Below are 16,866 nucleotides of genomic sequence, written 5' to 3'. Positions count from 1 at the left end.
TGTGTGAGCGGTAGGTTTGTGTGGTTTTTATTTGAAAATAATAATCATTATCAATATTTTTATTTAAAAAAACGATACAACAGTAAAAAAAGGAGAGAGAAAAGGTAGAAAACCCTGCCGAAGCAGGGTTTGAGATGAAGTTTTAAGACTTAGAAGTCATAAGAAACAGAGAGCCAGTAGTTACGGCCTGGAAGGTAAGTACCAGAAGTGCTACGTCCCGTAGATAAATATTTATAGCCTGTAACACCATTATTTGTTTGGTGCTCTGTGAAATCTTTATCTAAAAGGTTGTTTACGGCCATATTCAGACGCAACTGATCATTCACTGTATAGCTTGTACCTAGATTGAAGAGGTTATATCCAGCGAATTTATTGCCATACATTTTGTAGACTTCTAGATTATCTCCAGAGGTTGGAATACTTGAAAAACGTGTACGACTTGACTTGTATTCATGCTGTAACCATACATCAAGTGCTGGATTAATATGCCACGTTGAGGTCAAGTTAAAAGCATTACGAGGATTGTTGTTATAGTACAGTCCTTCATCTTCACCATCTGTAATTTCACTTTTTGTATAAGTATAAGCTGCTTTAATGTCCCACTCAGGAATAATATTGTATTGAAGGGTTGTTTCAGCACCGTAGACTTTAGCTTCTTGAGCATTAATGTCTTGTGAACAGTTCGTTACAGGACATATAGGTTGTCCAGATAAATCGTTGCTTACGATTGCATCTTCAATCTGGTTATAAAAGCCCGTTGCAGTAAAGTTAATTTGATCATTTGGTTGAAGATTAAAGCCAAGTTCATAGTTTGTAGATGTTTCTGGCTTTAGGTCTGGATTACCAAAAATATAAGTTGAGCCTTGACCACTCATATCAATCAAGCCGTTTTCGAGATCTTTAGCGGTAGGAGCTTTATAACCTGTAGTGATACCACCTTTGATGGTTAAAATATCATTGGTATTCCACACTAGGTATGCACGTGGGCTGAAATGACCACCAAAACCTGAGTGATCCTCGTAACGACCACCAAATGTTAGTCCTAGCTGATCGGTGAGTCGCCATTCATCTTCAGCATAAATAGCCCACGAGTTTTTATCGAATTTACTTTTATTTGTAATGTGCTGGGCAATATTATCTTCAATTTCTGAGTTTTTAAATTCTAAACCGGCAGTAACTTTATGGCCACCAAGCTGTGAAATAATATGGCTATCTGCTACAAGGTCAGTACTTTTTAAAGTACGGTCAGAGCCGATTAATGGGTCGGTACTACCTTTTGGGAAAGCCGCAGTTGGTAGTGTTCTTCCTTCTGTTTCAGTTTCTGAGTGGCTAATATAAGTTTTCCATAGACCAAAACTATAGTCACCTTCATGACCTATAGCCACTTGGTTACGTGAGAATTCCAGCTCATTTTTATAACCACTGGCTTTTTGTGCATTATCTTGTGTGCCTAAACGGTTATCGGTATTGTCATAAGTTTGAGAAGATTGAAAGCCATCTAACCAAAGAGAGTTTTGACTATCTGCTTGGAAAGTCAGTTTTGCACCAATATCGTAGTTTTCAGCAGTTGTTGGTCGCGGATCCCGAGAAGTGCCTTCACCAATACGTTCAGATTTATTACGATCGTAATAGCTACCACGGAGTTGTAGGCCTAATTTTTCATTTAATAGTGGGCCGTTCAATAAGAAGCTTGTTTTCCAAGAGTCAGCTTCGTCATTATTTTCCATCACGTTACCACTTACTGTAACGTTACCATTCCATTCATCACTGACTTTTTTAGTGATAATGTTAATGACACCACCCATAGCATCTGAACCGTAAAGAGTCGACATTGGACCACGGATGACTTCAATACGCTCAATTGCTGAAAGTGGCGGCATGAAACTTGTTGCTGCTTCAGCAAAGCCGTTTGGCATAATATTATCACTAGCTGTCGTTTGACGACGCCCATCAATTAGGATTAGTGTGTCAGAAGCTTTCATACCGCGCATACTGACATTTAAACCACCTGTTTTACCAACACCATTACGTACGTCGATACCAGGAACATCTGCTAATAAATCAGCAATGCTGGTGGCATTTTTCTTTTCAATATCTTCTTTGGTCACCACACTAATAGATGCGGGTGCATTTTTTAGCTCTTGTTCAAAACCTGCCGCTGAAACCACAATTGTGGAAAGTTGGTGGGTTGAAGTCGCATCGGTAGAGGTATTTGCGAAAACAGCAGTAGAGGTTGCCCCAAGTAAAGCAAAACACAGCGGGTGTAGGTTGAACTTAGCCATAAAATGAAATCTCTGATTATGAATTGATGATGCCAATTGAACCTATATGGTAATTAGAATCATTCATGAAGGAGTTGGCTAATAATAATGATAAGGATTCTTATTTACAACAAGAAATATACACAAAGTTGAAAATTTACAGAAAATAGCGCTCCGATTAAAAAAATTCAGTCGAGATCAGATCGTATTTTGTATATCCTTTAATGTTGTCATATAATGTGGCACTTTTTTATAAACTGTTATTACTAACTATATCGAGGAAGCCATGCAAGTAACTTCTGAAGCGGTTTCGGGCGTTGCCCGTCGTTTAAATGTATCTGTACCGACGAGCCGTATTAACGAGCAGTTTGAAGCTCGCTTGAAACGCACTGCCAAAACTGTGAAGATCAACGGCTTCCGTCCAGGTAAAGTGCCTGTAAACGTTGTTCGTCGTGAATACGGTGCGGGTATTTATCAAGAAGTGGTCAACGACATTATTCGTGACACCGTGTTTGAAGCAATCCAACAAGAAAAAATCAATGCTGTGGGTATGCCAAACATCGAAAAAACTGAAATGAAAGACGACGCTTTAGTTTACGAAGCGACAGTTGAAGTTTATCCAGAAGTTGAAGTGAAATTTGAAGGTTTAGAAGTTGAACGTAAGTCTTCAGAAGTGAACGACAAAGACGTTGAACAAATGCTTGAAAATCTTCAAAAGCAACGTGCTTCTTGGGCAGAAACCAAAGGCATGGCGAAAAAAGACATGCAAGTGACTTTTGACTTTGAAGGCACTGTAGATGGTGAGAAGTTTGAAGGCGGTGCAGCTGAAGACTTTAAATTAGTACTTGGTTCTGGTCGCATGATTCCTGGTTTTGAAGATGGCATCGTGGGCATGAAAAAAGGTGAAGAGAAAGTTATTGATGTAACTTTCCCTGAAGACTACCAAGCAACAAACCTTGCAGGTAAAACAGCTCAATTCAAAATCACTGTGAAACTTGTTGAAAAGCAAAAACTTCCAGAAATTGATGCTGAATTCCTACAAATCTTCGGTATTTCTGAAGAAGATGGCGTAGACAAATTAAAAGCTGACGTTCGTAAAAACATGGAACGTGAAGTGAAAAATGGTTTACGTAACCAAGTGAAAGGCGCAACTTTTGATGCACTCGTTGCGGCAAACGAAGTTGAACTTCCAGCAGCGATGGTTGCTCAAGAAGTTGACCGTCAACGTCAGCAAATGATTCAGCAATTCACTCAGCAGTTTGGTGCGCAAGGTGCAAAAGCATTTGACTCAAGCATGCTTCCAGATGAATTGTTCAAAGAACAAGCTGAAAAATCTGTAAAACTAGGCGTATTGGTCAGCAAAGTATTGGCAGATGCTAAACTTGAAGTTGACCAAGCACGTGTAGATGCTTACATCGAAGATATGGCTTCTTCTTATGAAGATCCAAACGAAGTGATTGAATTCTTCAAAAATGACAAACAACAGCGTTCACAAATCGAAGCAGTTGTTTTAGAAGATCAGGTTGTAGATCACATCTTGGCTTCTGCAAAAGTGACTGATACATCTGTAAGCTATGAAGACTTATTGAAAGAGCAACAAGCTCGTCAACAAGGCTAATAGGCTTTAGGTAAAAAAGGCGCTTTGTGCGCCTTTTTTATTGCATCGCAGTTTTTGGGTTTTTCACAGATCGACAACATTTAACTCAAAATATCTACGATTTAAGCCGTGAATATTTTGCAATTTAGACAATTATCCCTCATATTGTGAACATGAGTCGTGTCACAAGAATTTAGGAATAAATAACCATATGTATGTTCCAACAATTGAAAATGCTTTAGTGCCCATGGTGGTTGAACAATCCTCTCGTGGTGAGCGTTCTTTTGATATTTATTCACGTCTTTTACGTGAACGTGTCATTTTCTTAACGGGTGAAGTCGAAGATAATATGGCCAACTTAATTGTGGCGCAGATGTTGTTTTTAGAAGCTGAGAACCCAGATAAAGATATTCACCTTTACATTAACTCACCAGGTGGTTCAGTGACTGCAGGTATGGCAATTTACGATACCATGCAATTTATTAAACCAGACGTCGTGACTTACTGTATGGGACAAGCAGCATCTATGGGTGCATTCCTGTTAAATGCAGGCGCAAAAGGTAAGCGTTACTGTCTTGAGAATGCCCGCGTTATGATTCACCAACCATTGGGTGGTTTCCGTGGTCAGGCATCAGATATTGAAATTCATGCGCGTGAAATTCTATTCATTAAAGAGCGTTTGAACCGTTTAATGGCAGAACATAGTGGTCAGGACTATGAAACTGTCGCAAGAGATACCGACCGTGATAACTTTATGACTGCACAGGCAGCGAAGGAATACGGTCTTGTGGATGAAGTTTTAACAAAACGTCCATAAGTTTTAAAGATTGAGATATTGGAGTGACTATGTCCGAACATCCTCAGGGACAAAAACATTGTTCATTTTGCGGTAAAACGCAGTCTGAAGTCGGGAAGCTGATTGCAGGCGAGGACGCATACATCTGTAATGAATGTGTGGACGTATGCTTAGACTTGGTTCAGACCAGTCAACAAGTTGAGTCGGGTGATTGGGCAACACGTCCATTGCCAAAACCACATGAAATTCGTGCTGCGCTTGATCAGTATGTAATTGGTCAAGATACTGCGAAAAAAACCTTATCGGTTGCAGTATATAACCATTACAAACGCCTAAAAGTGAGCAATCAGGCGCATAAAGCAGGCGATGCTGTCGAAATCTCAAAAAGTAACATCATGTTGGTAGGTCCAACGGGTTCGGGTAAAACCTTACTTGCACAGACCTTAGCACGTCTATTAGATGTGCCTTTTGCAATGGCAGATGCCACGACTTTAACCGAAGCGGGTTATGTGGGTGAAGATGTCGAAAACATCGTGCAAAAGCTGTTGCAAAAAGCCGATTACGATGTAGAAAAAGCACAAAAAGGCATTATCTACATTGATGAAATTGACAAGATCACGCGTAAGTCTGAAAACCCATCAATTACTCGTGATGTGTCTGGTGAAGGTGTTCAGCAAGCCTTGCTCAAAATGATTGAAGGCACGGTGGCTTCTATTCCGCCTCAAGGTGGACGTAAGCATCCGCAGCAAGAATTCATTCAAATTGATACTTCAAATATCTTGTTTATTTGCGGTGGCGCATTCTCTGGTTTAGAGAAAATTGTGCAGCAACGCCAAGAAAAAGGCGGCATTGGTTTTACGGCAGACGTGAAGAAAAAAGATGAAGGCAAGAAATTGTCTGATTTATTTCGTCAGGTAGAAGCAACCGATTTGGTGAAATTTGGCTTAATTCCAGAGTTCATTGGTCGTTTGCCTGTAATTGCAACGCTAGACGAGCTAGATGAAGATGCATTGATGCAAATTCTGACCGAGCCGAAAAATGCCTTAACCCGTCAATATCAATACTTATTCGAGATGGAAAATGTCGATTTAGTCTTTGAAGATGCGGCATTACGTGCAGTGGCGAAAAAAGCCCTTGAACGTAATACAGGTGCGCGTGGTTTGCGTTCAATTCTGGAAAATGCCTTGCTCGAAACCATGTACGACTTGCCAAGCCGTACCGATGTTGGCACAGTGGTAGTGACTGAAGCGGTGATTGAAGAAGGTGCTAAACCTGAATTTCAGACCGAACGTCAGCCTCAAACAGAAGAACCTGCAGCAGAAAAAATTGACTTAAAAGTATTAGACAGCAAAACTGCTTAATACGCTATTCGTCTGAAACGTGCCGAAACGCTAGGTTTCGGCACGTTTTTTATTGTCAAAAAAATCAAGGCAGTGTTAATCTTAGACCTAGGCGTGGATGCCCATTATTCAAAACAACAATTGCAAAATGAATTTGCAGCGTGATTTCAAAAACGTGATTTACAAAAATAAGAAACGCAGTGAGGGATAGACATGCGTGGTGTCGCAATTTTGGTCGTGACCAGTTTAATGTTGCTGGGATGTCATGGCAAAAAAAACGTGGTGCAACAAACGCAACCACCTAGTACCTTAAAAGTTTTAGATTTAGAACAAAAACCTGGTTTTGTAGAACAACACCGTTTGGGCATGATGACCATTGGTGGTTGGGTCAATCAAAAACTAGGGCAAAATTTTAAACCTGTTCAGGCACAACATGCCGATGCTGCCATCGTGTATTTATATCGTCCAGATTCCAAATGGAACAGACAGGAAATTGTCGCGACCAGTATGTTTATCAACAAACATCGGATTCCAAGTTTACTACACAATCATTATTACTGGGTTGAACTGGCACCAGGTGCGTATCGTCTGAGTGTGAGCCGTCCTTTGGGGGCATTACATTTCCAAAAACCGAAGTATTTGGATTTTCAGGTGCAGGCAGGGCAGTCGTATTTTATTAAGTATGACGAAGAAAATTTGAGTACTCGTAAGGAAGTTTCAGGGCCTTTAATTTTAATGCCTACAAGTACCGCACAACAGGAAATCGCATTTACTCAACTCAAAACAGAAAGCTATAACTTTGTTGCGGAAGATCGGCACACAGGCAAGTTACGCAAAAAGCCACAAAAAATTAAGCATGAGAAATATGACCCTGCAGAAGATGTACATTTAACCCAACCCTTTAAATTGTGGGATCCGAGAACGTGGTAAAGGCTTGTATCTTTATCTCGCGCATCGCTTTCATTCATTTCTAACACGCATAAAAAAGCACCCTAAATTTGGGTGCTTTTTGGTTTGGCTTATTGCTAAATTGGAATATTATTCTGCTGCTGCATCTACAACAGGAATTTTGCCAATTTTAGCTTGCCAGATTTTTGGTGCAATCGCGTGGATCGATGTACCGTTGACATCAACTGCAACAGACACAGGCATATCTTCCACTTTGAATTTGTAGATCGCTTCCATACCTAAGTCTTCAAAAGCAACCACTTCTGCTTCACGTACTGCTTTAGATACGAGGTAAGCTGCACCACCTACTGCCATGAGGTAAGTCGCTTTGTGGTCTTTGATCGCTTCAATGGCTGCAGGACCACGATCTGCCTTACCAATCATACCGAACAAACCAGTGTGTTCTAAGACTTGGCGGGTGAATTTGTCCATACGGGTTGCCGTTGTTGGACCTGCAGGGCCAACGACCTCATCACCAACAGGATCGACAGGGCCAACGTAGTAAATGAATTTGCCTTTTAAGTCGACTGGTAATTCTTCACCATTGTTGATCATGTCGACCATGCGCTTATGTGCAGCATCACGACCTGTGTAAATCGTACCGTTTAATAACAACGTATCGCCCGGCTGCCAAGAGTTCATTTCTTCTTGAGTAATGTTGTCTAAATCTACACGTTTAGATTTAGAAGAATCCCAAGTTACTTCTGGGTAGTCTTCAAGTTTAGGTGCTTGAATATGGGCTACACCTGAACCATCTAACTGGAAGTGTGCGTGACGAGTTGCAGCACAGTTTGGAATCATACCCACTGGTTTGCCTGCAGCGTGGCAAGGGTAGTCTTTGATTTTAATATCAAGAACTGTGGTTAAACCACCTAAACCTTGTGCACCAATACCAAGTGCGTTCACTTTCTCGAAGATCTCGATACGGAGTTCTTCCATTTTGTTTTGTGGGCCACGACGTAATAATTCGTCCATGTTGATTTCTTCCATGAGTGCTTCTTTTGCAAGCATCATGGCTTTTTCGGCAGTACCACCAATACCAATACCAAGCATACCCGGTGGACACCAGCCTGCGCCCATAGTCGGAACAGTTTTAAGTACCCAATCTACAATTGAGTCAGATGGGTTCAACATCGCCAATTTAGATTTGTTTTCTGAACCGCCACCTTTGGCAGCAACTGTAATATCTACTTTGTTACCCGGAACGAGTTTGTAGTGAATTACTGCAGGGGTGTTGTCTTTGGTGTTTTTACGACCAAATGCAGGATCAGCCAATACCGATGCACGAAGTACGTTTGAGTTTTCTAGGTAACCTTGACGTACACCTTCGTTGATCGCGTCGTCCAAGCTCATGGTTAAATCAAATTTAACGTCTAAACCCACTTCAAGGAATACGTTTACGATACCAGTATCTTGACAGATTGGACGATGACCTTCTGCACACATACGTGAGTTAATTAAGATCTGTGCAATCGCATCTTTCGCAGCTTTGTTTTCTTCACGATCATAAGCACGGCTCATCGCTTGGATGAAGTCTTGTGGATGATAGTAGGAAATGAACTGAAGCGCGTCTTTGATCGAAGTGATCAAGTCATCTTGCTTGATAATAGTTGTCATATCAAAAATCTCTTGAGCGGGCGGATAGCTAGCGGGCTAAATTATAAGATAAAATGCAGCGATTGTGGGCACTTTGATCAAGCTTTGGGCGAAAGTTTAATATCAGTCGTTAGCTTGAGAGAATTTGTGAAATATCCATAAAATTATGTCGTCAAAACGGGCCATGATTTTGCTGTTTTGTTGGTGCAAATTCAGCTATGTTCAAAGACTTCTTTGGAATGATGTTTGTGGTAAATATGAATGATCACACGCATTTAGCTGCTCAGATTATCCCCATTTATCAACGGCATGCAAAAGCGTGGACAGACTTGCGCGGTCAGTGGTTATATGAAAAAACTTGGCTGGACCGTTTTCTTAGCTTTTTGCCTGCGCAGGCCAAAATATTAGATTTGGGCTGTGGTTCGGGGCGTCCTATTGCTGCATATCTATTACAGCTTGGGCATCAACTTACAGGGGTAGATAGCGCAGACAGCATGCTGGAGATGGCACGTGAACATTTTCCTGAACAGTGCTGGATTGAAGCCGATATGCGCTCAGTGAACTTGAATCGGTGCTTTGATGGTATTTTGGCGTGGGATAGCTTTTTTCATTTAACGCCAAACGATCAGCGCTGCATGTTCGAGAAATTTGCGCAATGGTCTACCGCCAATACAGTTTTAATGTTTAGCAGTGGACCTGCTGCGGGTGAGGCGATTGGGGAAATGTTTGGTGAAGCACTTTATCACGCCAGTTTGTCGCAGGATGAATATCGGCAATTGTTAAAAGATTATGGCTTTAAAGTTGTGAAAATGCTCGCGGAAGATCAGGACTGTGCAGGGCATACGGTGTGGTTGGCGCAGAGGTTTTAAAAATAGATTGGATGGAGCTAATCAATTTTTGTAGTGATCTATGAATCTACAGTGTGGAATAAAAAAACCACCCAATTTTTCAATCAGGTGGTTTGTAAAACTTAACTTTACGAATTATTGAGCTGCTTGTTGCTCTGCCTGAATCGCAGTCAATGCAATCGTGAACACAATGTCATCTACCAATGCACCACGTGACAAGTCATTCACTGGCTTGTTCAAGCCTTGTAGCATTGGGCCAACACTCACCACGTTAGCAGAACGCTGTACTGCTTTATACGTCGTGTTACCTGTGTTCAAGTCAGGGAAAATGAACACATTGGCGCGACCTGCAACTTGAGAGTTTGGTGCTTTAGAGCGACCAACACTTTCAACCGATGCTGCATCGTACTGTAATGGGCCATCAATCAGTAAGTCAGGACGACGTTGTTTCGCAATTTCAGTCGCTTTCGCTACTTTTTCTACGTCAGCACCTGCACCCGAAGTACCAGTTGAGTAAGAAATCATGGCAATACGTGGGTCAATACCAAACGCTTTTGCAGAGTCAGCAGATTGAATCGCAATTTCAGCCAATTGTTCAGCATCTGGGTCTGGGTTAATCGCACAGTCACCGTACACATATACTTCATCTGGTAACAGCATAAAGAATACTGAAGATACCAATGAATAATCAGGTGCAGTTTTAATGAGCTGGAATGCGGGACGAACTGTATTGGCTGTAGTATGCACAGCACCAGACACCAAACCATCAACCTGATCAAGTGCTAACATCATCGTACCTAATACGACAGTGTCTTGCAGCTGTTCACGTGCTTGATCGTCAGTAAGTTTGCCTTTACGCATCGCAACCATTTTTTCGACATAGTTTTCACGAATCAAGTCAGGATCAATGATTTCTAAGTCGTGTGGAAGCTCAATACCGCGTGCTTTGGCAACATCGACTACCGCTTCTGGTTTTGCCAATAATACGCAGTGGGCAATACCACGTGATTGACAAATCGCTGCAGCTTGAACGGTACGTGGTTCATCACCTTCAGGCAATACAATACGTTTTTTTGCTGCAATTGATTTTTGCACCAATTCGTGACGGAATGCAGAAGGCGATAAACGTGGTTTGTGCGAATCGCTAATTAATTGCGTTAACCAGTCAGCGTTGATGTGGCTCGCAACAAAACGTGTAACTTGTTCAGCACGTTCAGTGTCATCTACAGGAATTTCATTGCTGAGATTTAACAATTGTTGTGCAGTGTCAAAGGTACTCAATTTGGTGTGTAAAATTGGCAAGCCATTTTTGATCGCCGTTTGACAGAATTCTAAAGCTTGTGCACTTGGTGCTTGATGTTCAGTTAAGACCAAACCTGCAAGTGGAATACCATTGCTGCTAGCTAAGCTACTTGCAAGCAATACATCTACACGGTCAGAACCACTGATGATTAGTTCGCCTGCAACAAACTTGTGCATTTCATGTTCGATGTTTGATGCAATCAGGCTGCTGTGTAGAACACGGCGCTGCGCAGCTTCACCTTGGCTAATCCATTCAGCAGAAATGTGCGCAGCCAAGTCAGACATACGTGGCACACTTAAAGTATTGCTGAATGGTACTAAACCAATTACAGGCATACAGTCTTTACCAATCATTGGGTGCGTGGTTTGAATCGCACTAACGAATTGGTTGGTGTCGCTAATCAAACGTAAGTTTGGATCAAGTGTAACTGGAATTTGTGCAGAATCTTCTGGCAAACCTTTGGTACGCATAAACAATACGCCCGCAGTACGCTCACAAGTTGCACCACCAAAGAAACGTAATTGATTGTCTACTTTTGACGCTGTTTTAACAGCATTGTTGATGTCGGCATTGCTGACAATAATGACTTTTGCATCAAGTGCTTTAGCCAAATTTGCATTCAATTCAGTTGCAAATGGATCACGTCCGTTTGGCAACACGCCTTCTACAATAATGATATCGTGATGTTTAGAAATTTCACGATGTAAACGAACTGCATCTTCAAGCAATTCGTCATTTTCATCATTTTTTAAACGCTCAGTCAGCGCAGTATAAGAAATCGGCTCAACTGTTTCATGCTTGAATAAATGACGATACAACGCTGTAGTGCGGTCTGCTTCTGGCTGTAATTCTTGTGAAAAAGGCTTTAAGAAACCTGCTTTTACGCCTTGGCATTCCAAAGCGTAAATTAAACCTAAACATGCTGATGTTAAACCAACACCAATTTCTGTAGGAACCAAAAGTATTGTTTTCATAATTTTTTCTAAATCGTAAAGGGACTGATTGAAAGTGGCTGAGCACTACGATTGCTTAAGCAATCGCAGCGTCACATTCAGACTTTTTTGCAGCTGACTTTAGCTCCTCTGCAACTTGCGCAGTTTCTTTCGCAATACGGCCTTCTTCGTCAGTTGGTACAACCCAAATTTGTGGACCGCCTGTACCTGCATCAATACGACCTTCAGTACCGCGTTTTAAGCTGTCATTGCGTTCTTTGCTGAAGTTAAAGCCAAAGTGTGGCAAGTAAGATACAGTTTTTTCACGGATGTACGCAGAGTTTTCGCCAATACCACCTGTGAAGAATAAGCCATCTAAGCGTGGTAAACCACAGCTAAGTGCAGCTAAAGATTTAGCTAAACGGTAGCAGAATACTTCAATTGCAAGCGTTGCATCTTCATTGCCTTGTTCAGATGCTTCAATCAGGGTACGCATGTCGTTCGATAAGCCTGACAAACCAAGTAAACCACTTTGGCTGTTTAGCATTTTGTCAATTTTGTAGATATCCCAACCTAAGTTGCTTGCAAGGAAGCTGTGTAAGCTTGGGTCTACATCACCACTACGAGTACCCATCACCAAACCTTCAAGTGGGGTTAGGCCCATCGATGTGTCTACACTTTGACCATTCCAGATTGCACAAGTCGAGCTACCGTTACCCAAGTGAGCAGTTAACCAGCCACCTTGTTTGAAGCTGCCAGCCAACTCTGAACCGCGCTCTGAAACGTATGCGTGACTTGTACCGTGGAAGCCATAACGACGTACGTTGTGGTCGGTATATAAGAATTTAGGCACTGCATAACGGTAAGCGTGAGCAGGCATCGTTTGGTGGAATGCAGTATCAAATACAGCCACTTGCGGAAGTTCTGGGAACAAACGCATTGTTGCTTCAATACCCACCAAGTGTGCAGGGTTGTGTAAAGGTGCAAGCGGAGTTGCTTCACGAATACGTTGCACGATTTCTTCAGTTAATAATTCTGCTTTGGTTAAAGTACCGCCGTGTACAACGCGGTGACCAATGGCTTGTGGCTTATATTGAGATAAGCGACCAAGAATAGTTTCCAGTGCTTTTTCATGGTCAGCATGTGGAATAGAAAGTTCGAGCGGCTCACCACCTGCGGTAATGCCTTTAATGCGCGCATCAGCAGAACCTAGATTTTCTGCCAAACCAAAGATACGATCTCCAACGCTTTCAGATACAAGCGCATATTTGATAGAAGAAGATCCGCAGTTAATCACTAATACTGATGTAGTCACTTTTATGTACCCGAATTCTAATTGAAGTTATCCCTAGTCAATCAAGCTGCATTGCAAGATATGGCAAACGGCAATCTATTGTGTTGCAATCTTGATCATTACGTATGTTTTATCATGGGTTTTTTATTGCTCCTAGATAGACTTTAGGAGATTAGACTTAAGCATTATCGACCAAGAAATCAGAAATAATTAAAATTTATCAGCCCGAAACTTTCATTTTTTCATGAAATGATGGTCTAGAATTTCTGCTTAATTCCTGTTGTATTCTCTTAACATAGCACACTTCATTCTGCAGGCGAGTGGCAAACTGTTTTAAATTATTTCCTCAATCTTTGTCGGTTTATTTTGATTTGGCAGCGTATTTAATTTCCGACCAACGGACAATTACATAAGCAATCAGTGCCACCATAAAAAACACCAACATCATCCACGCCAAACCTTGTAATGTTTCAATAATAGTGCGGTATATTTCTAGTACCCAGCGCTCCTGAGTCAGTTCTATTACAATTTTTTTATCATTTTCGGCATAGGTCAGTGGCGTGATGTATTTCTCCATATCGTAAATACGAATGCCTGATGATGTACCCACCACCATGCCTGCAAACTTGGTGTATTTTGCCCATGCTTCATTGATAGGGTCGTGAATGATACGTGCCAAAATAGCATTAATGGAGCCAGAGAATAGACGCATCACCACAAATGACACTAAAAGTGCCAAGGCAAAAGTACTAATAATTAAGTAATAAAACATAAGCAAGGTCACTCTTTTTACTGATTTTTTCTAATCATCAATTTTTAAATTTTAGGCGAGTGTAATTTGAAAGTGTGTAGTGGAACTGTGTCTTAAAACAATGTCTAAAAAATAGAAGGGAATAATGTTCAGCTTCCTGTGAAACTGAACATTATATTTGGATATTGCAAAATTACAGATGGATTTTATTGGCGGATTTGACCATCGCCAAACACGATCCATTTTTGTGAGGTTAAACCTTCCAAACCGACAGGGCCACGGGTATGAATTTTATCGGTAGAGATTCCAATTTCAGCACCTAAACCATATTCAAAACCATCAGCAAAGCGTGTAGAAGCGTTAATCATGACTGAACTAGAATCTACCGCAGCCAAGAATTGACGCGCCAAACTAAAGTTTTCAGTAATAATGGCATCAGTATGATGTGAACCATATTTATTGATATGTTCAATTGCCTCATCAATTCCTGAAACCACTTTAACTGCCAAAATTGGGCCTAAATATTCGGTGTACCAATCTTCTTCGGTTGCTGTTTTAACACTTGTACCCAAAATCTTTTGGGTTGCAGGACAGCCGCGTAATTCGACTTGTTTTTCTGCATATAGCTCGGCAATACGTGGCAAGAATTGTGCGGCAACAGCCTCATCGACCAACAATGTTTCCATGGCATTACAGACGCCATAACGGTGAGTTTTTGCATTCAGGGCAATAGGCAGGGCTTTTTGTAAATCGGCCTGTGCTTCTACAAATACGTGACAGTTACCATCCAAATGTTTAATCACTGGAATACGCGCTTCATTGCTGATGCGTTCAATCAGACTTTTACCGCCACGTGGCACAATTACATCTACATATTCAGACATGGTAATTAATTGCCCAACGGCAGCACGGTCTGAGGTGTTAATCACTTGCACCGATGTTTCTGGCAAGCCTGATGCTTTTAAGCCGTGTTGAATCGCGGCAGCAATCGCTTGGTTAGATTCCAGTGCTTCAGAACCACCACGTAAAATAATCGCATTGCCTGATTTTAATGCCAAAGACGCAGCTTCAAGGGTTACGTTTGGACGTGATTCGTAAATCATGCCCACCACACCTAGCGGTACACGCATTTTGCCCAATTGAATACCAGATGGACGGTAAGACATATCGGTAATTTCACCAATTGGATCCATGAGACCAATCACATCTTTCAGACCTTGTAACATGCCTTTAAAGCGTGCGGGGTTAAGTTCTAAGCGATCAAGCAGTGCGCTATCCAAGTTGTTGTTACGACCTTTGGTCATATCAATTTGGTTGGCAGCTAAAATAGCGGACTCGCTATTTTCCAATGCCGTATAAATAGCCGATAACGCATTGTTTTTAGATTGGGTAGAAGCGCTTGCTAAGACACGAGAGGCTTGGCGTGCTTGTTGTCCTACCGTTTGCATATATTGTTCAATAGACTCTTGCATAGCGGTTTGATCACTTAGAAATTTCAACTCGATATTAACAGTCTGTGCCTGCACAATGAAGCGTCTCAGCGGAAAATCGACTAAATTGTTCAATCTTTTCATATTTTTCAATGCTTTCATCACAAAAATTAATATTTTGAAATGCTTTATGATTTAAAAGTAGATGAGCGGTCATAGAAAATGTTGCGTATAAAATCAGCACCTGTATAGAATGATGCGATAACGACATTGATGTCATTCACAACAATAAGCAGGATGCCACTTTAATTCAGATAAGTGGGTAATCGTTCAATGACGAACACTTGCACAATAAAAATAAAATGCGCATGGAGGTAAGGAATATGAATTCCATGATCCAGATGGACACGGATGTACAGGACGCAAGTTCGCATGTCTGTTTTTTTGATATTTACGATAAACACAGCTTTAAACAACCCGCTCGTACCACTTGGATCAACGGCTGGAAAGTGGAATACATGGCAATTGCTCAGCCAGAAACCGCACATTTAACTCCAATTGTGATTATTGGTGGTGCATTCCAAAACTTTAATTCATATAAATATTGTGTCGAGCAGCTTTTTCGTGCAGGGCCAATCATTTTAATTGATATGCCATCTATGGGCGCCAATCAGCAAATGACCAATGTGGAAACAGGTGAGTCGGCAGGAACGCTAGAACTGCATGATTTAGGTCAGATGTTGGGTGATTGGCTGGATATTGTCGGCTTAGATAAAGTATCCGTCATGGGCATGTCATTGGGTTCGGTGGTGGCATCGTGTCTAGCAGATCAGCGTCCTGAATTGATTGATCGCATGATTTTAATGGGGGTTATGCAAAAGACCCGTAAAAGTTGGCGCATGTTGCTTGAAGAATCACTGCATTTAATGAAAGAGCAGCGCATGGATGAATTTGGTCAGGCGGTGATTTTATACTTGGTCAATCATGCCAAAATGGAACAAACTCGCATGTCACCGACTGCAAAGCGTTTGTTTTACCGACAAATGGCCGACTTTACCGCTACAGAGCAAGATCGCTACGATGTGAACTGCAACCGTTTATTGCGGTTAACCAATGTGCCTATTCCGCAATGTAAGGTTTTGGTGGCGTGTGGGCAATATGACAGTTTTACCTTGCCGCATGAAAATGCCAATTTTGCCTTACAGTGCCCGAACATGGAATTTGCCATGATTGCCAATGCAGATCATGTGCCGCAATTACAGCGCCGTAAAGAAACCATGAATTTATTTGCGACCTTTTTAAGCGATGAATCTATTCAGGACTTAGATGGCATTATTCCAATGACACGTGCGCAACTATTGACGATGGAACGCCGTGGAGAAGCGCGTATTCGGGTGCAAAATCCGCAAAGTCATTTGCAGTATCGTCATTCTGATTTGAAAATTGCTACGCACATTGTCGATTTAAACTTCTTTGGTGTATTGCTTGATTTTGAAAATGCTGCGTTGGCGGCACAAGCAGCACAGTTTGAACGAGATATGGCCTTAGAATTACAGGATGAGGAAGGCAGTTTTAGCATTGAATGTTTAATTTTTGAAAGCCAAGGGCAGCAACTACGCGCATTATTTAAGCATGGTAGTTTTGAGGTGGCAGAGCGTTTGTTGCGTTATGTGGAACGTCAAAAAGCGGCTGCACAAAATTTGGAATATGCCCGTTAGTAGATAAAATGAGTGCTTGGTTTAAAATTATCCAAAGAAAATAGAATCAAAA

General features: G+C 41.5%; 12 protein-coding genes. 6 read left to right on the top strand and 6 right to left on the bottom strand.

The genetic code is table 11. From position 1 onward, the window contains the following. Positions 1 to 149: 149 nt before the first annotated feature. Positions 150 to 2,282 carry a TonB-dependent receptor domain-containing protein gene (locus FTT91_RS03215; protein ID WP_180168967.1) on the bottom strand — a complete coding sequence of 711 codons (2,133 nt, stop codon included), beginning with the start codon at positions 2,280 to 2,282 and terminating at the stop codon, positions 150 to 152. Between the two features lie 265 nt (positions 2,283 to 2,547). Between FTT91_RS03215 and tig the strand changes: the two genes are divergently transcribed. The 4 genes from tig (at position 2,548) to FTT91_RS03195 (ending at position 6,924) form a co-directional block, all read left to right on the top strand. Then, the gene (gene tig / locus FTT91_RS03210; RefSeq protein WP_180168966.1) at positions 2,548 to 3,879 is read left to right on the top strand and encodes a trigger factor; all 1,332 of its coding nucleotides are present in this window, start codon (positions 2,548 to 2,550) and stop codon (positions 3,877 to 3,879) included. Between the two features lie 190 nt (positions 3,880 to 4,069). Beyond that, positions 4,070 to 4,675 carry an ATP-dependent Clp endopeptidase proteolytic subunit ClpP gene (gene clpP, locus FTT91_RS03205; protein WP_004974855.1) on the top strand — a complete coding sequence of 202 codons (606 nt, stop codon included), beginning with the start codon at positions 4,070 to 4,072 and terminating at the stop codon, positions 4,673 to 4,675. Positions 4,676 to 4,704: 29 nt separating this feature from the next. Next, positions 4,705 to 6,015 (top strand): ATP-dependent protease ATP-binding subunit ClpX, encoded by a 1,311-nt coding sequence (gene clpX, locus FTT91_RS03200; protein ID WP_004974856.1) that lies wholly within the window; start codon positions 4,705 to 4,707, stop codon positions 6,013 to 6,015. A gap of 192 nt (positions 6,016 to 6,207) precedes the next feature. Continuing rightward, complete coding sequence (locus FTT91_RS03195) at positions 6,208 to 6,924, top strand: DUF2846 domain-containing protein (RefSeq protein ID WP_180168965.1); 717 nt, start codon at positions 6,208 to 6,210, stop codon at positions 6,922 to 6,924. Between the two features lie 108 nt (positions 6,925 to 7,032). Here the strand turns inward: FTT91_RS03195 and FTT91_RS03190 are convergent, their stop codons facing one another. Continuing rightward, positions 7,033 to 8,559 (bottom strand): fumarate hydratase, encoded by a 1,527-nt coding sequence (locus tag FTT91_RS03190; RefSeq protein ID WP_004974861.1) that lies wholly within the window; start codon positions 8,557 to 8,559, stop codon positions 7,033 to 7,035. 236 nt (positions 8,560 to 8,795) lie between these two features. Between FTT91_RS03190 and FTT91_RS03185 the strand changes: the two genes are divergently transcribed. Continuing rightward, positions 8,796 to 9,407 carry a class I SAM-dependent methyltransferase gene (locus FTT91_RS03185; protein ID WP_180168964.1) on the top strand — a complete coding sequence of 204 codons (612 nt, stop codon included), beginning with the start codon at positions 8,796 to 8,798 and terminating at the stop codon, positions 9,405 to 9,407. A 114-nt stretch (positions 9,408 to 9,521) separates the two neighbouring features. Here FTT91_RS03185 and pta read toward each other — a convergent pair whose 3' ends face one another. The 4 genes from pta to FTT91_RS03165 form a co-directional block, all read right to left on the bottom strand. Then, positions 9,522 to 11,663, bottom strand: coding sequence for a phosphate acetyltransferase (gene pta, locus FTT91_RS03180; RefSeq protein ID WP_180168963.1), 2,142 nt, complete (start codon positions 11,661 to 11,663; stop codon positions 9,522 to 9,524). A 55-nt stretch (positions 11,664 to 11,718) separates the two neighbouring features. Beyond that, positions 11,719 to 12,936: an acetate/propionate family kinase gene (locus tag FTT91_RS03175; RefSeq protein ID WP_096901391.1), complete on the bottom strand. Its 1,218-nt coding sequence runs from the start codon at positions 12,934 to 12,936 to the stop codon at positions 11,719 to 11,721. A gap of 340 nt (positions 12,937 to 13,276) precedes the next feature. Then, positions 13,277 to 13,687 (bottom strand): hypothetical protein, encoded by a 411-nt coding sequence (locus FTT91_RS03170; RefSeq protein ID WP_180168962.1) that lies wholly within the window; start codon positions 13,685 to 13,687, stop codon positions 13,277 to 13,279. Between the two features lie 185 nt (positions 13,688 to 13,872). Further along, on the bottom strand, positions 13,873 to 15,138 hold the full coding sequence (locus FTT91_RS03165) for a glutamate-5-semialdehyde dehydrogenase (protein ID WP_180169019.1): 1,266 nt from the start codon (positions 15,136 to 15,138) through the stop codon (positions 13,873 to 13,875). Between the two features lie 341 nt (positions 15,139 to 15,479). Here FTT91_RS03165 and FTT91_RS03160 point away from each other — a divergent pair, with 341 nt between their 5' ends. Then, positions 15,480 to 16,814 carry an alpha/beta fold hydrolase gene (locus FTT91_RS03160; RefSeq protein ID WP_004974874.1) on the top strand — a complete coding sequence of 445 codons (1,335 nt, stop codon included), beginning with the start codon at positions 15,480 to 15,482 and terminating at the stop codon, positions 16,812 to 16,814. The last annotated feature ends 52 nt before the right edge of the window (positions 16,815 to 16,866 follow it).

The organism is Acinetobacter sp. YH12021 (genome assembly GCF_013420145.1).
Classification (GTDB): domain Bacteria; phylum Pseudomonadota; class Gammaproteobacteria; order Pseudomonadales; family Moraxellaceae; genus Acinetobacter; species Acinetobacter towneri.
The sequence above is the reverse complement of the archived record's forward strand: the minus strand, read 5'-3'. Positions and strand labels throughout refer to the sequence as shown.